Origin of the sequence: Nocardia sp. NPDC050717 (assembly GCF_040654275.1) — a bacterium.
Classification (GTDB): Bacteria; Actinomycetota; Actinomycetes; order Mycobacteriales; family Mycobacteriaceae; genus Nocardia.
On sequence record NZ_JBFAHR010000001.1, the window covers coordinates 820,199 to 843,006 of the forward strand.

The 22,808-nt window shown below is 67.0% G+C and carries 25 protein-coding genes; 19 read left to right on the forward strand and 6 right to left on the reverse strand.

All coding sequences use genetic code 11. From position 1 onward, the window contains the following. Positions 1-96 precede the first annotated feature (96 nt). The 4 genes from AB0H56_RS03825 to AB0H56_RS03840 all read right to left on the reverse strand — a co-directional run bounded on the left by AB0H56_RS03825 (position 97) and on the right by AB0H56_RS03840 (position 4,001). Positions 97-267, reverse strand: coding sequence for a YbdD/YjiX family protein (locus AB0H56_RS03825; protein ID WP_110036894.1), 171 nt, complete (start codon positions 265-267; stop codon positions 97-99). 98 nt (positions 268-365) lie between these two features. Next, a complete protein-coding gene (locus AB0H56_RS03830; RefSeq protein ID WP_357156712.1) occupies positions 366-2,618 on the reverse strand; it encodes a carbon starvation CstA family protein in 2,253 nt (750 codons plus the stop codon). A gap of 125 nt (positions 2,619-2,743) precedes the next feature. Beyond that, entirely contained in the window at positions 2,744-3,154 is a 411-nt protein-coding gene (locus AB0H56_RS03835; protein ID WP_357156714.1) for a VOC family protein, read from the reverse strand. 4 nt (positions 3,155-3,158) lie between these two features. Beyond that, a complete protein-coding gene (locus AB0H56_RS03840; RefSeq protein WP_357156716.1) occupies positions 3,159-4,001 on the reverse strand; it encodes a helix-turn-helix domain-containing protein in 843 nt (280 codons plus the stop codon). A 267-nt stretch (positions 4,002-4,268) separates the two neighbouring features. On the opposite strand from AB0H56_RS03840, the gene AB0H56_RS03845 reads away from it, so the two are divergent. The 3 genes from AB0H56_RS03845 to AB0H56_RS03855 all read left to right on the forward strand — a co-directional run bounded on the left by AB0H56_RS03845 (position 4,269) and on the right by AB0H56_RS03855 (position 7,696). Beyond that, positions 4,269-5,186 (forward strand): zinc-binding dehydrogenase, encoded by a 918-nt coding sequence (locus AB0H56_RS03845; RefSeq protein ID WP_357156718.1) that lies wholly within the window; start codon positions 4,269-4,271, stop codon positions 5,184-5,186. An 80-nt stretch (positions 5,187-5,266) separates the two neighbouring features. After that, on the forward strand, positions 5,267-6,361 hold the full coding sequence (ychF, locus tag AB0H56_RS03850; protein ID WP_357156720.1) for a redox-regulated ATPase YchF: 1,095 nt from the start codon (positions 5,267-5,269) through the stop codon (positions 6,359-6,361). Positions 6,362-6,502: 141 nt separating this feature from the next. Next, a complete protein-coding gene (locus tag AB0H56_RS03855) occupies positions 6,503-7,696 on the forward strand; it encodes a restriction endonuclease (RefSeq protein ID WP_357156722.1) in 1,194 nt (397 codons plus the stop codon). A gap of 154 nt (positions 7,697-7,850) precedes the next feature. Here AB0H56_RS03855 and AB0H56_RS03860 read toward each other — a convergent pair whose 3' ends face one another. Together AB0H56_RS03860 and AB0H56_RS03865 are read right to left on the reverse strand one after the other, a co-directional pair. Then, entirely contained in the window at positions 7,851-8,507 is a 657-nt protein-coding gene (locus tag AB0H56_RS03860) for an MAE_28990/MAE_18760 family HEPN-like nuclease (protein ID WP_357156724.1), read from the reverse strand. 2 nt (positions 8,508-8,509) lie between these two features. Beyond that, on the reverse strand, positions 8,510-9,616 hold the full coding sequence (locus AB0H56_RS03865) for a DUF262 domain-containing protein (RefSeq protein WP_357156726.1): 1,107 nt from the start codon (positions 9,614-9,616) through the stop codon (positions 8,510-8,512). 203 nt (positions 9,617-9,819) lie between these two features. Here AB0H56_RS03865 and AB0H56_RS03870 point away from each other — a divergent pair, with 203 nt between their 5' ends. The 16 genes from AB0H56_RS03870 to AB0H56_RS03945 all read left to right on the forward strand — a co-directional run bounded on the left by AB0H56_RS03870 (position 9,820) and on the right by AB0H56_RS03945 (position 22,063). Then, entirely contained in the window at positions 9,820-10,641 is an 822-nt protein-coding gene (locus AB0H56_RS03870; RefSeq protein ID WP_357156728.1) for a hypothetical protein, read from the forward strand. A 114-nt stretch (positions 10,642-10,755) separates the two neighbouring features. Further along, complete coding sequence (locus tag AB0H56_RS03875; protein ID WP_357156730.1) at positions 10,756-11,430, forward strand: GntR family transcriptional regulator; 675 nt, start codon at positions 10,756-10,758, stop codon at positions 11,428-11,430. 173 nt (positions 11,431-11,603) lie between these two features. Further along, positions 11,604-11,816 (forward strand): hypothetical protein, encoded by a 213-nt coding sequence (locus AB0H56_RS03880; RefSeq protein WP_357156732.1) that lies wholly within the window; start codon positions 11,604-11,606, stop codon positions 11,814-11,816. Between the two features lie 244 nt (positions 11,817-12,060). After that, on the forward strand, positions 12,061-12,210 hold the full coding sequence (locus tag AB0H56_RS03885; protein WP_357156734.1) for a hypothetical protein: 150 nt from the start codon (positions 12,061-12,063) through the stop codon (positions 12,208-12,210). Next, positions 12,207-12,611, forward strand: coding sequence for a hypothetical protein (locus tag AB0H56_RS03890; protein WP_357156736.1), 405 nt, complete (start codon positions 12,207-12,209; stop codon positions 12,609-12,611). The genes AB0H56_RS03885 and AB0H56_RS03890 overlap by 4 nt, the downstream gene beginning before the upstream one ends. Beyond that, positions 12,608-12,928: a hypothetical protein gene (locus AB0H56_RS03895; protein WP_357156738.1), complete on the forward strand. Its 321-nt coding sequence runs from the start codon at positions 12,608-12,610 to the stop codon at positions 12,926-12,928. The genes AB0H56_RS03890 and AB0H56_RS03895 overlap by 4 nt, the downstream gene beginning before the upstream one ends. Next, on the forward strand, positions 12,925-13,392 hold the full coding sequence (locus tag AB0H56_RS03900; RefSeq protein WP_357156740.1) for an RRQRL motif-containing zinc-binding protein: 468 nt from the start codon (positions 12,925-12,927) through the stop codon (positions 13,390-13,392). The genes AB0H56_RS03895 and AB0H56_RS03900 overlap by 4 nt, the downstream gene beginning before the upstream one ends. After that, positions 13,389-14,138, forward strand: a complete 750-nt coding sequence (locus AB0H56_RS03905; protein ID WP_357156742.1) for a hypothetical protein — start codon at positions 13,389-13,391, stop codon at positions 14,136-14,138. The genes AB0H56_RS03900 and AB0H56_RS03905 overlap by 4 nt, the downstream gene beginning before the upstream one ends. A gap of 2 nt (positions 14,139-14,140) precedes the next feature. Beyond that, complete coding sequence (locus AB0H56_RS03910) at positions 14,141-16,261, forward strand: hypothetical protein (protein ID WP_357156744.1); 2,121 nt, start codon at positions 14,141-14,143, stop codon at positions 16,259-16,261. A gap of 29 nt (positions 16,262-16,290) precedes the next feature. Beyond that, positions 16,291-16,803 carry a hypothetical protein gene (locus AB0H56_RS03915; RefSeq protein WP_357156746.1) on the forward strand — a complete coding sequence of 171 codons (513 nt, stop codon included), beginning with the start codon at positions 16,291-16,293 and terminating at the stop codon, positions 16,801-16,803. 2 nt (positions 16,804-16,805) lie between these two features. Beyond that, positions 16,806-17,417, forward strand: coding sequence for a hypothetical protein (locus AB0H56_RS03920; RefSeq protein ID WP_357156748.1), 612 nt, complete (start codon positions 16,806-16,808; stop codon positions 17,415-17,417). 27 nt (positions 17,418-17,444) lie between these two features. Then, on the forward strand, positions 17,445-19,397 hold the full coding sequence (locus tag AB0H56_RS03925) for a hypothetical protein (protein WP_357156750.1): 1,953 nt from the start codon (positions 17,445-17,447) through the stop codon (positions 19,395-19,397). Further along, a complete protein-coding gene (locus tag AB0H56_RS03930) occupies positions 19,394-20,419 on the forward strand; it encodes a hypothetical protein (protein WP_357156752.1) in 1,026 nt (341 codons plus the stop codon). The genes AB0H56_RS03925 and AB0H56_RS03930 overlap by 4 nt, the downstream gene beginning before the upstream one ends. Further along, positions 20,416-20,736 (forward strand): hypothetical protein, encoded by a 321-nt coding sequence (locus AB0H56_RS03935; RefSeq protein WP_357156754.1) that lies wholly within the window; start codon positions 20,416-20,418, stop codon positions 20,734-20,736. The genes AB0H56_RS03930 and AB0H56_RS03935 overlap by 4 nt, the downstream gene beginning before the upstream one ends. Next, positions 20,733-21,521 carry a DUF2637 domain-containing protein gene (locus AB0H56_RS03940; RefSeq protein WP_357156755.1) on the forward strand — a complete coding sequence of 263 codons (789 nt, stop codon included), beginning with the start codon at positions 20,733-20,735 and terminating at the stop codon, positions 21,519-21,521. Before AB0H56_RS03935 ends, AB0H56_RS03940 begins: the two co-directional genes overlap by 4 nt. A gap of 86 nt (positions 21,522-21,607) precedes the next feature. Beyond that, complete coding sequence (locus tag AB0H56_RS03945) at positions 21,608-22,063, forward strand: hypothetical protein (protein ID WP_357156757.1); 456 nt, start codon at positions 21,608-21,610, stop codon at positions 22,061-22,063. The last annotated feature ends 745 nt before the right edge of the window (positions 22,064-22,808 follow it).

Sequence of the window (22,808 nt, forward strand, 5' to 3'; positions counted from 1 at the left end):
GTCACGAGGTCAACGATGCCCCGACCGCGGCCACGAAGCTAGCGGAAATCGGCCACGATCGCCCCGCCTTGGATCGCGGTCGCGAACCCCACCGTTTCAGCAGCAGCGGGTGGTCGGGTTGCGTTCTGCTTCGTCGTAGCGGTCGCGCCAGTACTGCTTCTCGCTCGGCACCGGGCAGCCGGGATGGTTGCGGCGCAAATGGTCGACGTAGCGCTGGTAGTCCTGACCGCCGTTGATCGCGCTGTACCACCGCGCGACCCCGCGCACGCCGCCCCACACCCGGGTCAACAGTGCGCGGGACGGCGAATCGGGACGGGAGCGGACGGCCGGTCCGACGAACCGGCCCTCCGCGTCCCGCGTGACACTCACGACACGTGCGCCGATCCGGGCGCGCTCACCTTGCCCTCGGCGATGAGCACGTCCCACTCCTTCTGCACGTCCTTCTCCGCCGCGGTCGCGAGGAAACCGCTGGGCGAGAAGATCTTCGACGGCTGTTCCTCGGTCTCGCTGCTCGTCACGGTGCCCGAGCGGATGGCCTTCGCGCACACGATCGCGCCGACCACGGCCACGATCAGCACCAGCACCGCGAACACGATCGAGAGCGTGCCCTGGATGAAGGTGTTGCGGATCGCGATGTCGACCTGTTCCGGAGTCTTGGCCGTCAGGCAGCCCTTCCCGGCGTCCTTGGCCGCCTGGCACAGGCTGTGCTGCTTCCAGTAGCCGAGCTTGGGATCGGCGGAGAAGATCTTCTGCCACGACGCCGTCATCGTGACGATCAGATCCCAGGCCAGCGGAAGGCCCGGGATCCAGGCCCACTTCCACTGTCCGCGCTTGACGATGATCGTCAGCACGACCGTCAGCGCGATCGCGGCGAGCAGCTGGTTGGCGATGCCGAACAGCGGGTAGAGCGCGTTGATGCCGCCGAACGGATCGTTGACACCCATCAGCAGCACGCTGCCCCAACCGGCGACGACCAGCACCGAGCACAGCCACGCGCCGACCCGCCAGGACGGATCACGGAACTTCTTGAAGCCGCCGCCGAAGTTGCCCAGCGCGTCCGAGACCAGGAACCGCGCGACACGGGTGCCCGCGTCGATGGTGGTGAGGATGAACAGCGCCTCGAACATGATCGCGAAGTGGTACCAGAACGCCTTCATCGACTCGCCGCCGAGGAACTGGTGGAACACCTCGGAGATGCCGACCGCCAGCGTCGGCGCGCCACCGGTGCGCGAGACGATCGAGTTCTCGCCCACGTCGGAGGCCGCGTCGGCGAACAGCTCCGGCGTCGCGGGCGGGCCCGACAGACCGAGCGAATTGGTGAACTTGGCGGCGCCCTCCGCGGTGCCGCCGGTGAGCCCGGCCGAGGCGTTCATGCCGAAGTACAGGTGCTGATCGATGATCGAGGCCGTGATGATCGCCATCACCGCGACGAACGACTCCATCAGCATGCCGCCGTAGCCGATCATCTTGGCGTTGGATTCCTTGGCCAGCAGCTTCGGTGTGGTCCCCGAGGAGACCAGCGCGTGGAAACCGGACAGCGCGCCACAGGCGATGGTGATGAACAGGAACGGGAAAAGGCTGCCCGCGAAGGCCGGACCCGTACCGCTCGAGGCGAATTCGGAGATCGCGGGCGCCTTCAGCACCGGCATCGTGATCAGGATGCCCGCGGCCAGCAGCACGATGGTGCCGACCTTCATGAACGTCGACAGGTAGTCGCGCGGGGCGAGCAGCAGCCACACCGGCAGCACCGAGGCGAAGAAGCCGTAGGCGATCAGGCACCAGGCGATGGTGGTCCGCGAGAGGGTGAACCAGTCGGCGCCCCACTCGGTCTCCGAGACCCAGCCGCCGCCGATGATCGCGGCCAGCAGCAGCACGATGCCGATCGCGGAGACCTCGCCGACCTTGCCGGGCCGCAGGAACCGCAGGTAGACGCCCATGAACAGGGCGATCGGGATGGTCATCGCGATGGAGAAGACGCCCCACGGGCTCTCCCCGAGCGCGTTGACCACGACCAGCGCGAGCACCGCGAGCAGGATGGTCATGATGGCCAGGATCGCCACGATCGCGGCCACGCCGCCGACGGCGCCGAGCTCGTCGCGCGCCATCTGCCCGAGGCTGCGGCCGCGACGGCGGGTCGAGGCCCACAGCACCAGGTAGTCCTGCACCGCGCCGGCGAGCACCACGCCGACCACGATCCAGATGGTGCCCGGCAGATAACCCATCTGCGCGGCCAGCACCGGGCCGACCAGCGGACCGGCGCCGGCGATCGCCGCGAAGTGATGGCCGTAGAGCACCCGGCGATCCATCGGCATGAAGTCTTTGCCGTTGTCGTAGATCTCGGCCGGGGTGGCGACGTCGTCGCGCGGCTTGGTGATCTTCCATTCGATGAACCGCGCGTAGAAGCGGTACGCGATGATGTAGGTGCTGACCGCCGCGATGACGATCCACACCGCGTTGACCGACTCGCCGCGGACGAACGCGAGGATCGCCCAGGCGATGGCGCCGAGTACGGCGATCCCCGCGAACACGGCCTTCTTCGCGGGCGTGATCGGCGTGCGATCGACGACACCGACCGGAGGCAAATCCGGGTCGGTCCGCAGATATTCGATGGTCGCCATGACTCAACTCTCCTGGTATAAGGCGCAGAGCCTCGGGTGAAACATCGAACAACGTAGCCGATGCCCGATCCGCGCCGGAGAGATTCAGGCCCCATCGTGCGCAAGATGAAATTTTGTTCAGGAACTCACTCGCCGGCGTAGGTGCCGAAGCTCCACAGGTTGCCTTCGGGGTCGGCGACGGTGAACCCGCGTGAGCCGTAGTCTTCGTCGCGGAGCCCGCGGATGAGCGTCGCGCCCGCGGCGATGGCGCGGTCGTGCAGGGCATCGGGTTCGGTGGTCACCAGGTAGAGGGAGACCGCGCCGGCCGGGCGGGTGCCGAAGGGGCTGTCGTCGCGGCCGGTGGAGCCGAACATGATGCCGCCGCCGCCCGGCCAGCGCAGTTCGCCGTGCTCGACGACCGAGGCGTCGTCCTCGCGGGCATACAGCGCGACCTGCTCGAAACCGAAAGCGTTGGTGAGGAATTCGACCATGGCGCGGGCGTCGTCGAAGGCGAGGCACGGCCAGATCGTGGTCTGGGTGTTCGTTGAAGTAGCCATGTCCTCAGCCTCGCGTTTCCCTGGTGTCCGGGTCTTGGACGGATGGAATCTCCTCCGCGAGCCAGGTGGTGGGGGCGCAACCGGCCAGTTCGGCGAAGTCCCGGTTCAGGTGAGCCTGGTCGTAGTAGCCGCACGTCGCGGCGACCTGGGCGATGGAGACATAGGAAGGAGTGCTCGTCAGCATCCGCCTGGCCCGCTCGAAACGGATGATCCTGGCCGCCAGTTTCGGGCTCGCGCCGAACTCGGCGGTGAACTTGCGGGTCAGGTGCTGGCGGCTCCAGCCGATCCGGTCGGCCAGCGGGGTGATCTCGCAGGTGCCGCCGCTGCCGACGAGAGCGCGCCAGGCCCAGGTGATCTCGGGTCCGGCGAGGCTGTCCGTCCGCGCGGCCGCGGTGAGCGCCCGGTCGCAGGCGGCAAACCGGGCGGGCCAATCCGGTTGTGACTGCACGGCATCGGCGAGCTGGTCGCCGAGATGGCGGTGGGCGTCGGTGCATTCGATCGAGACGTCCCACAGCTCGCTGGCAGGCATCCCGAACAGGACGCGGCTGCCCAGCGGGGTCAGCTCGATCGCGACGCCTTCCTGAAAGCCGGTGTGCGCGATCATCGCCGGGCTAGCCTGCAGGCCGCTGAGCACGCATCGGTAGCTGCCGGGGGCCTGATGGGGGTCGGTGTGCTCGATGACGTCGATGGTGGGCCCGACGGCGACGATGAAGGTCATGTGGCGTGAGGGCAGGCCGCGGTGCAGGCCGGGCTCGAAGCCGGTCAACCGGTAGCCGACGTAGCGGTCGATGAACGCGCGCAGCACCGGCGCCGGAGCAGCGGTCACCACCTCCGTGGACGCCTCCATAGCGCCACGCTACGCCGCGGATCGCCCCGATGACCAGCGCCGCCTCGACTTCGTGCGACCACGCCGCGCGCCGGTCGGGCCGGGGCGGTGGAGGCGCTGTGGCGTGCCCCACGCGTCCGGCCGGGGAAGGGCGGGTAACCAAGGGGAGAAGGTGCTCTCCGCGCTCGAAACGCGGCGGTGAGATGTAGCACTCACGGCCCCAGGAGCTGTGGGAACGCGCACTCCGCCGGTTACCGTTGCGCCTTCGTCCCAATCTCAGGAGGTGTCATGCGGCGAGTTCGGTACGAGCGCAGCGGTGGTCCGGAGGTGCTCGAGGTCGTCGCGGCCGAGATGCCCGTGGCGGGGCCCGGTGAGCTGCTGGTCAAGGTCGAGGCGATCGGCGTCACCCTGTCGGCGATCCGGCGGATCAGCGCCGAGGTGCCCCAGCAGCTGCGGGCCGAGGTGGCCGGTGAGGTCGTCGCGGTCGGTGACGGCGTCGACGGCTACGCCCCCGGCTACCGCGTCGTCGGCCTGTGCGCCGACGCCTACGCCGAATACGTCGTGCTGCCCGCCGATCAGGCGTCCGCGATTCCCGACGGCGCCTCCGCCGTCGACGCCGTCGCGCTGATGCGCAGCGGTCTGGTCGCGCTCGGCGCGCTCGACACCGCTGCGCCCCGCGAAGGCGAGACCGCGCTGGTCACCGCCGCCGCCGGTGGTGTCGGCCACCTCGCCGTGCAGCTCGCCCGCGTCCGCGGGGCGGGCTGGGTCGTCGCCGCGGTGTCCGACGATGCCAAGGCCGATTTCGTGCGCGGCCTCGGCGCCGACGAGGTCGTCACCTACGACCAGCTGCTCACCGCCAAGCAGGCCGACCTCGCCCTCGACGGCGTCGGCGGCATCGGCCTCGGCGCCACCTTCGGCGCACTCGCCGAGGGCGGCCGCGTGGTCACCTACGGCACCGGCGGCGGGCTCATCGACACCGAGGACCTGCTCGCGGGCGGCAAGACCCTGTCCGGCTTCCGCATCGGCCGCCTCGCCCAGCGCGACCCCGCCCGCTACGAGGACCTGCGCCAGGAGGTGTGGCAGTACTACGCCTCCGGCCTGCTGCACCCCGTCGTACACGCCGAGTTCGCCCTCGACGACGCGGCCGCCGCGCACGCCGTCATCGAGCAGCGCGCCAACCTGGGCAAGGTCGTCCTGGTCCCGTGATCGCCGTCGACCCGCTCCGCGCGTGCGGGGCGGGTTCCGGTGGTCTCGTGACCGTGCGCACCGCGTAGACTCTGATCCTCGTGAGCCTCACCCTCGGAATCGTCGGCCTGCCCAACGTCGGAAAGTCGACGCTGTTCAACGCGCTGACCAAGAACGACGTGCTGGCCGCGAACTACCCGTTCGCGACCATCGAGCCCAACGTCGGCGTGGTCCCGCTGCCGGACCCGCGCCTGGACAAGCTGGCCGAGATCTTCGGTTCCGAGAAGATCGTCCCCGCCGTCGTGTCGTTCGTCGACATCGCGGGCATCGTGAAGGGCGCCTCCGAGGGCGCGGGCCTGGGCAACAAGTTCCTGGCCAACATCCGTGAGGCCGATGCCATCTGCCAGGTGGTGCGCGTGTTCGCCGACGACGACGTGGTGCACGTCGACGGTCGCGTCGATCCCACCGCCGACATCGAGGTCATCGAGACCGAGCTCATCCTCGCCGACCTGCAGACCCTCGAGAAGGCCATCCCGCGCCTCGAGAAGGAAGCCAAGGTCAAGAAGGACCGCAAGCCGCTGCTCGACGCCGCCAAGACGGCCCAGGAGTTCCTGAACGAGGGCACCACCCTGTTCGCGGCGGGCAAGAAGGTCGACGGCGAGCTGCTGCGCGAACTGTCGCTGCTCACCATCAAGCCGTTCCTCTACGTCTTCAACGCCGACGAATCCGTGCTCACCGACGAGGCCAAGGTCGCCGAACTGAAGGCCTCCGTCGCCCCCGCCGACGCCGTCTTCCTCGACGCCAAGGTCGAAGCCGAGCTCCTCGAACTCGACGACGAGTCCGCCCTCGAACTGCTCGAGTCCATCGGCCAGACCGAGCCCGGCCTGCACGCCCTGGCCCGCGCCGGCTTCCACACCCTCGGCCTGCAGACCTACCTCACCGCGGGCCCCAAGGAATCCCGGGCCTGGACCATCCACCAGGGCGACACGGCCCCCAAGGCCGCGGGTGTCATCCACACCGACTTCGAACGCGGCTTCATCAAGGCCGAACTCGTCGCCTTCGACGATTTGGTCGAAGCGGGTTCCATGGCCGCTGCCAAGGCCGCGGGCAAGGTCCGCATGGAGGGCAAGGACTACGTCATGGCCGACGGCGACGTCGTCGAGTTCCGAAGCGGACTACAGTCAGGGAAGAAGTAGGCCTGTCCTCTATTGCTGCAGGTAGGGTCTCCCATAGCGTGGCGTTTCCTCACGATCTGCTGACTTCGAGATGCAGCGACGGCATCCTAATTCGGTCGAGGGTCGATCTCGCTGTCGGTGTGCGCGGCTACGGTGTTGGCTATGTTCGACACGGTGGCCTTCGAGGACCTGACAACCTCAGGTCTCACCCTTGAAACGGTGTATCTGGGTGGCGCGCAGGGGAATGCGGGAGATGATGCTCTGGCCAAACTGGTCCCTGTGGGCAATCAGGGTGGGTTCCGGTACAAGGGCTCACCGACGCAGAACACAGTCTCCCTCGTAACCTTGTTCACCAGTGGGACAGAATCTGACTGGCCCGACGAGCTCGACCCACAGACCGGCATCTTCACCTACTACGGGGACAACCGGAAGCCCGGAAACCCCGATCTGCACTCCACGCCGCGGAACGGCAACTATCTGCTCCGCAACGTCTTTGATGCCATGCATGCGACCGCGGCGGAACGCGCCCAGGTCCCACCGTTTCTACTGTTCGAAAAGGCAACGCCGGGCCGCGCCGTGCGCTTCCGCGGTCTACTCGCCCCCGGCGCAGAGAGCGTGACCGCTGACGATGACCTCGTAGCGATATGGCGTAGCAAGAACAAAGTCCGCTTCCAGAACTACAGAGCAAAGTTCAGCGTGCTCGATGTTGGGAAGGTCGAGCGTGCATGGATCAATGATCTCGCCGCTGGCATGCCCTCGGTGGAGAGCCCGCACTGTCCTCCGGCGTGGCAGTCGTGGGTGCAGAGCCGCAGCTACGAAACCCTCCGTGCTCCCTCGACGACCATCATCCGCAGCAAAGCCGACCAGCTGCCGTCCGACACAACAGGTCAGAAGGTCCTGGCCGCGATCCACCAGCATTTCGATGGGCGCCCCCACGATTTCGAGAAGTGCGCGGTCGAGATCTGGCGGATGATTGCCCCCGCAACCGCGGTCTGCGACCTCACCCGCCCGAGCCGTGACGGCGGCCGCGATGCCGTCGGCCAATACCAGCTCGGGCCAGCCGCGGATCCGGTCCTTATCGACTTCGCACTGGAGGCCAAGTGCTACCAGGCATCGAACTCGGTCGGAGTTCGGGAGATGAGCCGATTGATCTCCCGGCTGCGCCACCGGAACTTCGGTGTATTCGTCACGCTGTCCTACTTCAACCCCCAGGTGTACGACGAGGTGCGCAGCGACCGTCACCCCATCGTCTTGATCTGCGGCGGGGATGTCGTGAACACGCTGAAGAACAACGGATACGGTGATCTTCTTGCAGTCAAGAGCTGGCTGGACACCCTCTTCCCGAACCCCAACTGACTTCTCATACGGCGCACCTCGGACGCAGCGCGTTCAAGATCACAATCGACACCTTTGGCCCACTCGACGAGGACCCCACAGTGATCGCGTCACCGATCCGAGGAATGCCGCGATCGCAGCACGGCAATACCGGAGCCAGCGAGCGTCCGATTGGTCAGGGCCTGATCCGGTAGCCTTTTGACCGGACTTGCCCGATCGTCACGTCACGGATCTCCTCCATCATGGCTATGACGTTGCGGTGTAGCTCTAGAATTTCATTGGGGTCAGGAAAATTCGCGCGCCCGTGGGCAATTTCATTTCGTGTATCACACAGTTGGGTGTCTATCATATTCTTCTTTGTGATCAGGTTCGTAATTGGAATACCAAGCGAAGACGTGATGCTCTCTAAAGTGTGAAATCGCAAATTAGATTTCGTGTCGACAACCTTATCCTGATTTAGACGAAGGCGTTGAGTTGAAGTGCCTCTGGCTATGGCAACTAGCTCTGTCAGCGCCTCGGAATCTCCAGAATCTATCCGGCGAAGTATCTGTTGCGTGTGCGCCAGGATGAGTCGGTCTGCAGCCTCAGATACCCGCGGTTTTCTTTTTAGGATTAGCTTTATATAGGCTTCGAATACTGCTTTGCAGTAGCCTTCCCAGTGTGCATAAAGAAGCGTCGCCATTCCCCGCGTGAGGGCGCGGGCGGTTGGGCCCGTGGAATGTCCCTTCGTTGCGCGCTCAAGTTCTTTCGCGAAAGCATGAAGTTCGATCCGTCTCCAGCCGAGCTCGCCGTCGGCTAGGGTTTCAAAATCGTCATCGGTGACGGCAGTCACTACTATACTCCGAAGTATTCGCGACTTGCAGCGACGATGCGAGGAACCCTCCGCCTGGGACTGACTCCCGTACCGGAGTTCGAGCGGAAGGCTGATGCAGTCCAGATGCTTTGGATTCTTTCTTTCAGTTGGTCGGTTCCTCGTTCTTTCCATGTGGCCAGATTCCTAGCAACGCCTGTGGTTACGAATTCGAAGGCGGAAATCGAGAACGGTCCAAGATGCTTATTTCCGTCAAATCGCCTGAATACGTCCTCGCCGAGTGTGTTGTCGAGTAGTTCGAAGGTCTCGTTAAACAAGCGCTGGTTCAATTTCTCGCCGCGCTCGGCGGTTGTTTTCATCCAATCTGTCAGGTATTCGCCGTATTCTTTCTGTAGTTCGGTAACGCCGCCCGTAAACTCCTCTTGGCAGAAGAATCTGAGAACTAGCTCATTTCCGTAAGATTGCTCCTCCTGCCGTTCGGTGAGTGGGATGCAATTGAGAAAATTTGTATTCGACGATAGTTCGGTGGTAGTGTGAAAAAGTTCGCGATTGATCATCACCAAGAGACAGTTCCGTGCCTCTTGTGGCGACAGGACTGAGCCGGAGTTTAGTCGTTGGAATAGATCGTATTTTGCATTCTGGTCCGACTCTTTGGTGATGATGCTGAATTCCAGCTTGGAACGTTTAAAGTCGCGGCGCAGGGCATCGTCGAACTGTTTGGCATCCGCGGCGCCTTGGGGGGTCGAATAAGTGTAACCTTCCAATTCCGTGAGGTACTCGCCCTTGCGGAGTATGAGCGGGGGGTGCACAATCTGCTCCTCGTCGCGGTACTCGCCGGTGAACTCAAGGATGGTGGAGATTCGCTGCACTCCGTCGATGACATCCCATACACCATCTCTCCGCTGCGAGACGAATATTGGAGGAACTGGGATGCCAAGCAGGATTGATTCAATAAGGCGCGATTTTTGATCATCGTTCCATCGGAAGATGCGCTGAAACTCTGGATGGATTTCTATGTCGCCGTCGCGGTAGAGGGACAGCACCTCCCCGATCGACATCGAGTATCCGTCAGTACGGATCTCCTTGGCGCGGGCACTGATCTGGTCCGTGAGCTTCTTGAGGTCAGTCACGGCCCGGACTTTACGTGCTTGTAAGGAGCGTGTGCTGTAGACGCCTCCGTTTGGGGCAAAGACGAGGCTAGCGTCGGTGGCCAGTGCGCGGTTTCGCCAGATGGATCTGCCCACCTCGCATAGCTTGGCGGGGGCCGATCAATATGCATGCAGGCCTGCTACTTTGAGCCACTCTGTGTCGCCGCTGGCGGCACAATTGTGTGATGACTGCCTTCACGCTGTCCCCAGATCGTCGCGACCAACTAGCCACGCTCCTTGCGGATGAGGTGAGGTTGCAGACCGAGTATCCGAAGGTCGCCGAGTACCTGGATACGGCTGCCAGGTTGCCTGGTGGTCCGGACCCGGAACAGGACCGGCTGCTTGACCTTCGGATGTTGCACTTCCTGTCAGGTGGTGAGAGCGCGAATCCGTACTGGGACATCGTGGAGCCGCTGGTAGGCAAGAGTGCAGAGGGCCGTCGAGTGCCTGGAGACGGCGCGGGAACGGCCCGGATGGGGTACGCGCAGACGGTTCTGCAGGAGACGTATGCATATGCGATCCCTTCGCCGGGCACGCTCGACTGGATGGTCGATGTCGCCGGCGGCCGCGCGATTTGTGAGGTCGGCGCCGGGCGCGGTTACTGGGCGGCGATGCTGGCCGACCGCGGCGTTGAGGTCGCGGCGTACGACTCCGAGCCGCCTGAGGCTGCAGCGAATCCGTCGTTCCCGAACGCGGCTGGGCGCCGCGCCGAGTGGTACACGGTAGCCAGCCTTCCGGATCTCGAAGCGGCCGGATTCGGCGATCGCGTTCTGTTCCTGTGCTGGCCGCCAGGATGGGGCGATCCGATGTCGGCCCGCATGCTACAGGACTACGTCGGAGCCGGCGGCGATCGGCTGATCTTCGTGGGCGAGCCGAAGGGCGGCAAGACCGGCTGCGACGAGTTCTTCGACGAGCTGTCGGCACGGTGGACGCTCGACTCCGTTGACGGCTCGTTTGTCTCCTGGTGGAACCTGGGCGACGTCGCCCAGTGTTGGCAACTGCGCTGACGACGTACGACATGGCCGATGTCATAGCGCTATCGGTGTGTCGCCGTAACCGGGGTACATTCTCTGCGTATACGCAGGTAGTTGCCTGCGTTCAGTGAACGAGAGGGGTGCTCGATGTCGGAACCCAAATACGTGGCTATCGCGAACAAGTACGCCGGCGACATCCGGAAGGGAGTGATCCCACCGAACGTCTGGCTACCCAGCCATGCCGAGATCGCCCGGGAGTTCGGAGTGTCCGAGATCGTGGCGAGGAAGGCGACGGGGCAGCTGCGGCGGTGGGGGCTCGTCAAGACTGTTGAGCGCCGCGGCACGTTGGTGCTCGCGCAGTCGGACGACACCCGGATCTCGCCCGAGCGGCAAATGGAAAGCCCTGAGACGACGTACAACACGGAGGCGAGCCAGGGGGAGAAGGTGGTGGTCGACCGTGAGGTCCACGAGATCGCGGCGGATGAGGAACTCGCCGACGCCTTCGGCCTCGACGTTGGGGCGCCGCTCGTGCACGTCGTCACCAGGGCGTCCGAGGGCGGGCGACCGATTTCGATCTCCGACACCTACCATCTCCCGGGACAGTCGCCGCCCGAGGCGGACTTCCTCGAGGAGGAGCTAGCCGAACGCGTGCCGTCCGACGACCATGCCGAATGGCTGGGGACTCCGGCGGGGGAGCCCTTGATCACCATCAAGCAGCGTTACGTCACGTCGGGCGACAAGCTCCTCATGGTCTCCGACGTGTCGTACATCCCGGGCCGCTATCGGGCCTTCTCGTTCCGGATGGCGTTGAACACCCAGTAGTTCGCCGGCGGACCGTGTGGTCCTAAGCGTCTGTCAAGAGCCCTGATCAGTCCGCTGATCAGGGCTTTTTCATGCCTTCAGCAGGTTGCGTATACGCAACGCTTGTTCGTATACGCAGCTGCGTATACGCTCGTGTGTATACACAAACCGCACGAGCTGAAGGAGTTGCACAGATGCACACCGGAGATTCCTCAACTACCGCGCACGACCTGATCGGGCTGCGCGATGCCGGCGTTCTCGCCGGTGGTGTTCACCCGACCACCGTCCGACGGTGGATCCGGGCAGGGCTGCTGGAGGCGTTTCAGATCGGCCCCCGACTGATCAAGGTCGACCGCAACCAGGTGTTGGCGCTCAGGCGCCCGCTGACCGAGGGCGGTGTCAAGTGAGCGCGCCGATTCGACAGAAGCAGCGGAAAGTCACCGGTTCTACACGGCCGCAGGGCGTTGCCCGTTGCGCGGGCAGCGTCGACGAGGGCGATGGTCCGACCCGGCGCAAGCCGCGAGAGGTGACGCTGGCGCCAGAGGTTGCCGACTACCTCGACGAAATCGTCGCCCAGGCGCCCCCGATGTCGGCCCATGCGCGAGCGCAGCTCGCTGCTCTGCTCGGCCGCTCGGTCCGGAGGGCGGCCTGATGCGTGGAAACAGTTTCCTGACGGCGGTTGCAGTGCTGTCGGTCGGCTCGATGATTCTGATCGCGCCCGATGTCCTCGGTTTCGTCTTGATGGTCGTCGCCGCGGTGTGGTTGTGGCGCTCGTCGAAGCGGGCGGGGGTGCGGCGATGATCACCCACGAGGTCAACGAACGGCTCTACGAGCCCGCCGAGTTGGTGGCTGAGCTGGACAGCCTGCATCGCGATCAGGCCGCGCTGCGTCAGCGTGCGAAGGCGTTGCACGCCAAGCTCGTTGGACTGCGAGCGAACAGTGCCCAGTGCTTCGACGGGTACGACCGTGAAGCAGGCGAATTCGTCGCGAGTTCCGTGTACATCGAGTACGCGGGACGCAACCTCGGTGCCTGGATCAGGGGTTCGGTACAGGGCCAGGCTTGGCTCGCCCTCGCGGATGATTGCGCAGGGAAGATCCGGAAAGCGCCGCGAACTGAGCAGGCGGCATCTGTCCTGGAGTCGGGCAACGCGATCGCGCACGCTATGGCTCGCAGCGTTGATCGCGACGGTGTCGACCGATGAACGGCCGGGAAGGCGTTCCGCATCATCGCGCCCGCAGTGCTGAGCGTGACCAGGTCGGGCGCAGCACGTTCTCGTCGATGGGCGGGCAAGAGTTCACCGGTGTCGGTGCGGTCTACGCCCCGCTGAACTACCTGCCTGCCGGTCTCCGTCTGATCGCGCTGGTGGTGCTGGTGTTCGTCGGGATGGTCGGCTGCTCGGTCGCCTGGATTGACCAGCAGTCCTACGTCGAGTCCCCGAACATCTGCCGGGCACATGAGGTGCACCGCACCGATTGCGTGCACGTGCAGCGGGTTCAGCCGACGCAGGTGCCGCGATGAGCGAGGGCATTCCGACCTACGACTGGCGGACCGCGCCCGCTCATCTGCGGACTCGCCGCCAGCTCGCGGCCGAAGGTCTGCGCCCGAACGGCCAGGACATCGCTGGACGGGTCGTCCGCTCGCGCGGCTCGCGCCGAGAGCCGTTGGTGGCTCACCTGTTCGACATCAATCAGGCCGCGCCGAAGCGGACCCCGACCCCGGCTCAGCTGGCCGCATTGGCGAAGGCGACTCGCGCTCACCAGGAGCGCGCCGCCGAGCGTCACGGCGTCGATATCGACCAGACCCCCGGCGATCCGGGCCCGGCCTGGACCAGCGCCGAGCCCGTCAACGCATTCAGTACCCCGGTCCCGGAGTTCTCCGGTGTCGCCGAGCGCACCAGCGCCCTGGCCGCCTACTCCGAGTCCGGCAATGCCGTGGCCGATGCGCTGGCGTGCCAGGCCGAGCGAGAAGGGATGGAGCTGTGAGTGTTCGACTCTCTCCGCGCGACATGGTCGCGCTGACGATCCTGGCCGAGATGTACGGCGCGCCCCTGGATGTGGTGGCCGAACTGCTCGGTGTGAGCGTCAACCGCGCCTACCGGATCACTGCGAAGTGGGCCACAGCCCGCATGATCAGCGACCGCCGGATTCGCCCGGTGCCGGGACCGTCGTGGGTGGTGCCGACGAAGGCGACTGCGGAGTCCCTGGTCGGTCAGTCGGTGCGGTTCTGGGTGCCGAGCCCGAAGATGGCCGCTCACACCAAGGCGGTGCTGCAGCTGCGTCTGGCGCTGGTCGGCCTGGACCTGGCGCGCTGGGTTTCCGAGCGTCAGCTGCGTGCCGGGCAAGGCCCGGTCAGGGCCGGGGAGACCCGCCCGCACATCCACGATGGTCGCTACTTCACCGAGGCCGGCGATCTGATCGCGGTCGAGGTCGAGATGACCGCGAAGAACGAGGCGCAGGCGAAATCGGCGATGTGGCAAGCACATCGGGCCGCGGCCGCCGCCGGATGCGCCGAGCTGCACTACTTCTCCAAGACCCCGGCGATCTCGACCGTGCTGCGCAAGGTTGCTGGCGCGCTGGATCTTTCGTCGCCCACGGCGCGACTTTTCGAACTCGACAAGGTCCTCGGTGCCACCACCACCGATTCCGATACCGATACCGCCGCTGGTGAGCGTGCGGGGCTGCGGGTGATCACCGGCGGCATCTCCACTGCGACCGGAAAGGCCGTCTGATCATGTGCAAGGCAATCATCACTCCGCAGGACTGCGCGCCGTACGCGCCGACTCCGGTGCTGTCGGCCCAGCCGACCCCGGCCGAAGATCCGCAGATCCAGGTCGACCCGACCATGCCGCCGGTCGGCCTGGACCACGACCCGATCGGCTGGTTGCCGAAGGTCTCGGAGATCTCCCTCGACGGTGTCGCCGACGCCGGTCTGCTGCTGGCGACTGTGGTGGTCGCGGTGCTGGTGATGACGATCATGATCCTCATCCCGGCGACCGCGTTGGCGTGGAAGCCGGTCAAGCTGCGCAACTGGCTGATCGGCTCGCTGATCGCGTTGCCGGGTGTGACCGCGCTGTGGGCGTGGGATGTGCTGGCGCCGGGCAAGATCGCCACCGCGGCGTCGCAGCAGTTCATGGACGGCCAGTACACGGCCGGTCTGCTCGGCATGGCCGTGGTGCTGGTCCCGGCGGCGTGGCTGACTGCGACGCTCGCCCACACCAACCGGCGCGTGCAGCTGGCCACGGTCGGGCTCAAGTCGCCGGCGGCGACCGAGCGCGCCCTGTGGGCCCAGGCCCAGCGCGAGCAGCGCGCCGCGGCTCGCCTGTCGCGGCGCCGCCTGCCCTTCACCTCGGGCTGGATGAGCCCGCAGCTGGTGATCGGGCGCCTGTCGTCGGAGACCGACCAGGCCCCGACCAAGTCGGTGCTGCGGATGCTGCTGGGCCGCAACGAAACCCGCCTGCTGCTGCCGTGGATCAACGTCGCCGAGCACATGACCTCGGTCGCATCGAGCGGTTCGGGCAAGACCACGCTGATGCTGCGTGTCCTGGTCAGCTGGTTCGTCACGACCTGGACCCGGCATCGGCAGTGGTGGCGCGCTGATCGTCCCGGCCGTCCGTTGGCGATCATCGTCGACTGCAACGGCGGTCCCGAGAGCCGCAAGGTCGCCAAGCGGGTCAAGACGTGGTTCACCGCGCTGGGTGTGCGTCCGGAGCGGATCGGTACCTTCCCCGAGGACGTGTCGCTGGCGATGTGGCCGGGCAAGGACTTCGACTCGCTCACGCCCGAGCAGCAGCGCCAGATCGTCGATGACCTGCGCTCGATCCTGTCGGCGATGATCTCCGGCGGTTCCACGCCGACGACCGACACCGAGAAGTACTTCCACGAGATCCGCGAGACCCTGATCCACCTGATCGTGGACGCTCCGGCGCGGGTCGAGCTGATCGACGGCGTGCAGACCCCGATCGGGCACAACCCACCGCGGACGTGGATCGAGTTCCTGTCGCGGTTCGACACCGCGAAGCTGTCGAAGCTGTGGGGCGGCGAGGTCGGGGTGGTGCCGTGGCCGGGCGTGCTGGGCATCGACAAGGAGATCAGCTCGACGATCGACGGCAAGCAGCCGGTGCTCAACTCCGCGCGGGCGGAGTTCGCGAACCTGTACCGCTCGCTCGGTGCGGCGTTCGACGGCGACAAGGCGCTGACCGACTTCGATGTCATCTACATCGTCCTCGAGGGCGTGAAGGCCCCCGACCGTGCCCGTAGCCAGTTCGGTGCGCTGGGAACGATGTTCGAGCAGCTCGCCGACAAGCAGCACGGCCGCACCTCGCTGATGGTCGTCGACGAGTTCTCGGCGGTGTCGGACGGCAAGACCCGCGCGGTGAAGTGGGTCGAGCGCCTGCGCAAGGCCGGGATCGGGTCGTGGTGGATCGCGCAGTCCTGGCAGGGACTGGGCCACGACGACGACAACCGCAACGCCCTGATCGCCGCGGCGTCGGGTGGTTCGCTGCTCGGTCGGTCCACCAATCCGGAGACGCTGTCGAAGATCTACGGCACCCGCCCGAAGTTCGAGCTGTCGCGCAAGTTGATCGGCGGCACCGCCAACGGCGACGAGGGCAACGTCCAGAGCAGTGACCAGTTCCTGGTTCCGCCGAACCGGCTGCGCGCCATGCAGAAGGGCGATGTGGTGCAGGTCGCCGGCGGGCGTGCCCGCTGGGGCCGGGTGTCCCCGCTCGATGACGCCGACCTGGCGCGCCTGCGCCCGCTGCCCGGCATCGCGAAGCTCACCGGCCCGGCCGTGGCCGACGACGACGGCGAGAGCGCCCAGGTGATCCCCATGCCCAAGCGCCGTCCGGCCTGAAACCACCTCACCTGCAAGGAGTCCTGATCATGGCTGTTCCGAATCCCCTACCCGATCCCGAAGACCACGGCGAAGTCCTGGGTGGCCGCGGTGAGTCTGCCCACGAGCAGTCGGTGCTCAACGCCCTGGCGACCGACATGGTCGGCAGCGCCGCCGAGAAGCTCGCCGCCCAGCTGGTGCCCGTCGTCCAGGACGGCGGCCAGCTCGGCCGCACCGTCAAGCCGCACGTCGACCGCGCCACCCGGGCCCGGGACTGGGTCCGGATCTGGGGTCCGGCCATCGCCGGGACCGGTGTCGCGGTCACCGCGGTGACCGTGCTGCCGCTGCCGGGCCCGCTGTCGCTGTACGTGCTGGCCGTCGCGGCTTTCGGGTGGTGGCACTGCGCCGGTCGTCCCGGCGCGATCGAGACCGTCCATATGGCCTACTACGCCGTCCTCGACGCCGGGTCCTGGATTCGCCGCCACGTCGAAACCCTGTCCCGTCGCCGGGCCCGCTACGAGATTCGCCGTACCACCAACAACCCGAAGAAGAAGGAGAAGTAGCCATGTCCCACAACACCATTCGATCCGTAGCGACGGGGGTGGCCGCTGGTGCCGCTGTCGTGGCGGCCGCGGTCGCGGTCGACATCTGGCAGATCCGCCGCGCCCGCGCCGAGTTCCCGTCGCTCACCCATGGCGAGGTCGATCCGGAGCTGGCGGCCCTGGACGCCGAGCTCGCGGCCCGGCACGAGAAGACCACCGCCGCGCTGCGCGCCAGCCGGGCGGACGCGCTGTCGAAGTTTCGGACCGACCTGCTGTTCGCGGTCGATCCGGACTACGTCGTGTGGCCGGCGGATCTGTCGGAGGCCCAGCTGCTCAACGAGATCAAGGTGGTCAAGGCCCACCTGCTGGACGTGCGGGTCACGGCCAACATCAACCGCGAGCACACGGAATCGGCGCGAGAGACCGAACTCGCCACCCAGCTGCGGGCCCTGACCGCCGAGTACGACGGCCGCCACATGCCGAACGTGTACGGCCGTGAGCCGGTCTCCGCGGTCGATCAGCGCCGCTACGCCCTCGCCCACGAGCAGGTCTACGACGGCCGCGAGTGGCCCCACAACACCGAGTACGCCGAGGTCGACTCGCTGGAAGACCTCACCGGCCGCAACGCCCTCTGATTTCGATACTCACACAAGGAGATTCGAATGTTCACCTTCACCGACACCAACACCACCAACAACGGCGGCGGCGCGGCCGCCGAGGACGAGATCGTCCGCGACACCGGCCGCGCGATGGGCCAGATCCTCGCCGCCGCCCGAGCGTTCATCCAGTCCCGCGCCAACCGCGGCAGCAAGAAGCGCCTGCCGAAGCTCTCGCGGCAGGAACGCAAGGATCTGGCCGAGGCGATCCGTGTGCAGGTCGGCGAGCAGAAGATCGCCGCGGCGTGGTTCACCAAGCGCGTCAACGACTACCACGCCGAGGTCGTCGCTGCCGGACTGCGCAGCCAGCAGCCCGGATTCACCGCCCAGGACGCCGAGCTGGACCGGGAGCGGCTGGCCGGTATCCGGTACTCGATCGAGTCGACCCTGCACGAGCAGTCGCTGCCGCTGGAGCGCCGCGGCCAGGTCGCCCTGGCCCTGAGCGAGGCCGACCGCAACCCCGACAAGCCCTACGGCGCGATCTTCAAGACAATGGACGCCCAGCAGGCCCGTGTCGCCCGCCAGGTCGCGGTCATGTCGGAGGGCTGGGTCGCCGAGCGGCGCGAGCACAACGAGCGCCTGGTCGCCGAGCACCGCGCCCAGGTCGCCAAGCGGGCCGAAGCCCGCCGTGAGGCGCGCCCGCCCCGCGGCTACGACGAGCTCGACCAGCGCCAGCGCATCGCGGTGCAGCGGCTGCGTAGCGCGCATCTGGGCGTGGACCGCGCCGGTCGAGCCTTGGCCCCCGAGGTAGCGGATACCGCGGTCGAGGCGGCCGAGCGGGCGGCGTTGTCGGCGGGGCTGACCCGACATGAGGTCGCCCACGAGATCGACTACATGGCCGAAAACACCTGCTACACCGCGACCTACGGCGTGCCCGGCGGTGCCCAGGTCCGCAACCACTACCTGGACCGCGCCGAAGCGCTCAATGAGACCAGCCGGGGTGTGGAGGGGGACCCGCGCCTGCCCAAGGACAGGGACGCGACGGTGTTCGCCGAGGTGTCGGCCCGCGCCGGCGGGCTCGCCGCCAGCGATGTGGAACGGCTCAGTGTGATGGCGCCGCGCGGTGAAGCGCTCAGCGCGATCGCGCGCTGGTCGAGTGAGCCCAAGCAGCTGCTGGAGTACGCCGGGACGCCACACGAGGTCGCGGTGGCCCGGATCGAGCCGGGTACCGGCAGGGTGCTGGCCAGCGAGGTGGCCACGCTGTCGAGCGAGCAGGCCGCGGTCGACTTCGCGCACAGCGTCACCTCGAGCGCGTCTTCGGAGGTGGCTCGGATGCGGGTGGAGATCACCGATCCGGCGCGGCCGGAGTCCCCGCGCTACGCCGATTACGGGCTGCCCAAGACGCTGACCGACTCGCTGTCGGATCTGCGGGTGTCCTCGCGTGAGCAGCTGCTTGATGGCGCCGAGGCGTACGCGCGCGACCGCGAAGAGGAGTTGTCGAGTCTGCGCCAGCGCCACGGCCTCTCGATCGAGCACAACGGCGAGCTGACCGACCGCAACGCGGATCTGACGCGGCAGCTGGCCACGATGATCGCCGAGCGCGACCAGGCCCTGGCCGAGGCGAAGACGCTGCGGGGCGAGCGGGACGAGGCGGTGCGCAAGCTCGCCGAGCGCACGCCGGCGGAGAAGCGGTACGGCAGCGCCGAACGCCAGGCCGCGCAGGCCCGCGAGACGGCGGCGCGGCCGGATCAGGCAGAGAAGGACCTCGCCGACATCATGGCCACCGCGCGCGGCGCGAGCGCCCTCGACGGCGTGCTGCAGCGTCTGGGCGTTTCGGCGGAGACGCGCGGCCGGGTGGCCGAGGCGGCGTATCGGCTGGACCAGTCTGTGGAGTCGCCCGCGGCGGTGCCGGAGTCCTCCGGTGTCGCGGCCGAGTCCAGCGGGGTGGCCGCTGATTCCGGCAACGCCCTGGCCGACGCGATGGCGCGGCAGTCCGAGCGAGACGGGATGGAGCGGTGAACTCCGGCGCCGATGATCTCGACGATCCGTTCATCGCTCGCTACGCCGAGCGGGTGACCGACGAGGTCGAGGTGCTGTGGCGGGCCGACTTCGCTCGCGTGATCGACATGCGGGAGCGGGCTTTCGACGAGGACGCCTCGCTGTTGCCACAGGCCGACGAGATCGAGGCGTATTGGCTGTCCGACCCGCAGGTCGACCCGCAGTGGTCGCATCTGAACGAGATCCATTCGGCCTGGCTGCACGCGCCGGAAGCGATGCGCCGAGCCCACGAGGTGACCATGCCGGGCGGATTACGGCCGCCCGGCATGGACCAGCCGCTGTGGTCCTCCCACATGCAGGCACGCGAGATGACCGGTCACGGCTACTGGCCCGGCTTCGAACCCACCCACTCCATGAGCAGCAACGAAAGGCACGAACCGATGAACGACACTACCGCCCAGCACGTCCTGGACTCCGAGGCCGAGAGCGAGACCGAGGCGCGCATGCGCGCCGACTACGAGCGGGCGCGGACCTGCCACAGCAACGATCCGGCCGAGTACGACCCGGCCGATCAGGTCGAGGCCTACGAGTACTCGTCGCCGTGGCTCAACCACTCCGATGTCCGTTTCCTCGATGAGTGGGTCAACCTCGGCGACGCCGAGGAGCTGTGGCGCCGCGACCCGGAGGCGGCTGCCGCTCAGCTGGCCGATCAGAACACGCCCGCGTTGCAGCGCCGCCACCTCGAGCAGGGCCGCGACATCGCCCGCGGGATCTACACCCGCGGGGCCAAGGAAGTCGGCTACGTCGCGACCACCGACAGCAGCGACTCGGCCCCGGCCGCGCCGCCGGTGTCGGATCCGTGGGCCCTGGACCAGAACGGGCTACCGAGCTGGGATGCCTCCCGCAACGATCCAGCACGCCCCGTCCCGGAGTTCTCCGGTGTCGCCGAACGCACCAGCGCCCTGGCGGCCTACTCCGAGTCCGGCAATGCCGTGGCCGACGCGCTGGCGCGTCAGTCCGAGCGCGAAGGAGCGGAGCGGTGATCCCGGCCGCGGTCGAGCAGACCATGCCCGCGCTCGCCGGCGAACCGGAACAGGCCAACGGACTGGCGCCGGTGATCCCGCTGCACCCGGCCCGCACCGCCACGACCGCCGCGGCGAGCGATCCGGCCGCCCGGATCGCGGAGCTGGAGGCCCTGGTCGCCGACCTGCAGGACCGTAACCGGGAGCTTGCCAGCGACCTGGACAACGCCCTGGATCAGCTGGCCGGGCACGCCCTGCATTCCGAGCAGGAACGTCTCGTCAACTTCGACACGTGGAGCCCGTGGCCCGCGTCCACCCGAGAGGGGTACGAACGATGACCACCCGTACAGCCGCTGCACGCGGCGTCAAGCGCCTGTCTACCGGCGGGATCGACTGGGCCGAAGGCACCGCCTTGGCGATGACAATCGTTATCGCTCTGGGTGCGTTCGCGTGGAGCTTCGCGGCCCTGTCGGATCTGGCTGTCATGGCCGGGATCGACCCGCGTCTAGCGTGGGTCGGCCCGATTTTCATCGACGGCGCGATCGTCCAGTCCGCTGTCGCGCTGGTTTCGCTGCAGCGCCGCGCCGCCAACAACATCGATGTCCCGACCGCGACGAAGGTGTTCTTCTGGGCCGAGCTGTTCGCTGCCGAGCTGATCAGCGTGGTCGGAAATGGCTTCCACGCTGCGGAATCCGACCAGCGCACCATCCCCGCCGTGATCGCGGCGGCGGTGGCCGGCGCCGCCCCGCTGGCCGGTCTGGCCGCCACCCACGGCCTGACCGCCCTGATCGAGGTTCCCCGGACCGCGCCGAGGCCGGTAGACGGCTCCGCGCCTGGACTGGACAGCAGCTTGACGCCGGTAGACGCCGAGTGGACAGCGCTGGACGCGGACCGCACAGCGCTGGACAGCGGCTTGACGACCGGCCAGCCCGCGCTGGACAGCGCCCCGCCGGCGGACCCGCTCGCCGAGCGCGATGCGGAGATCCGACGCCGCGCCGCCGCGGGCGAGTCGTACCGCCAGATCGCTGACTCGGTCGGTCTGTCGAAGGCGCGAGTCGGCCAGATCCTGGCGCCCGCCGAGCCGGTGGACACCGGAGCGGAGGTGCTGACCTTCATTCGCTGACCAATTGCTGACGGGGCGGGCTAGAGCGTCCGCCCCGTCGAACCCCCTACTTCTCAACCAACACGCACCATCTGAAGGAGAACATTATGACCAGCACGCTGACCGACCTGGACCAGATCAACGCCGAGATCATGTCGCAGGGCGCGACCAACCCGTTCGGCCGCGACATCGAGCCGGGCACCGGGGTGTCGGGCGAGATCATCGCCGTGATCCGCCGTCACCGCCGCAACAGCAAAGGCGCCCCGCTGTACTGGGTCGACCGCAAGCCGATGGCCGTGGAGGCCGGCGACCCGGTGATCGACTCGCAGCTGGTCGTCGAGGTCGACCAGGCCGCGCTCGTCGACGACCAGGACGAAGGCCTGCGCCTGATCACCCTGGACCGCGATATCCAGCGCGCTCTGCGCGTGGGCCTGCGCCGGGCGCGGGTGGCCGGTGTCGCGGTCGGCGGCCGGATCGAAGAGCTGCTCTACGTGGCCCCGGTCGAAGGTGGTGGCTACGGCCGCGTCTACGACCTGGGCGCCTACATTCCGCCTGCCGCCTAACAGCGGCCCCTTCGAGGAAGCCCCTGACCCGCTGGGTTGGGGGCTTTTTCGTGTCCGGAGTCCGTCGGCAGTCGTGGAACTGCCATCGGTGTGCGTTCTCCATGACCGTTCCCCGGCCCTTCCTCCGAAGGCTTCATCAGCCCGGCGCCCGGGTCGGTCAAGGGTGGCCGCAGGCCATCGGCGTAGCCGACGCGCAGCGCCCTTGAGGGGCCCGGGAGTCGGGCGCACAATGTCCGGCCGAGGAAGGGTCGTCCTTGTCGTTTCGGCGGCGATCGGAGTCGATCTTGTCGGCTATCGGGGTGCAAGAAACGCGCAACTTTCTGGCGAATCAGGCATACAAGTTGGTGCGGGGTTTTCGCGTCTCTCCTCCACCCCTCAAACCGGGGCTGAGCTGGGCTTTAAGGGCGGGATTTCTGCTCACTCCCTCCCCCTCCCCAGTTCCACATCTCATCTCCCACTGCGTGAACAGAAGATGAGATGTGGAACTGGGGAGGGGGAGGGAGCAATCAGAAATCAAAAATGGTTGGGGTTTGGGAGGTGGAGGAGAGAGAAAAGAAAAGACATTGGTTGCGTTGGGAGTACCTCGGAAAGTTGGGTGCGTGGTGCTTTGGGCAACGGTGGCGGTGGTGGCGTCATGCGCGTGGCTGCGGTCTAGAGCCGCGGCTGTCGTGGTGGATGGTGGCGTAACGCGTGTGCCGGTGGGTGCGTGGTGCGCGGGCTCGTGCAGCTGCTCGGCGAGCTGGCG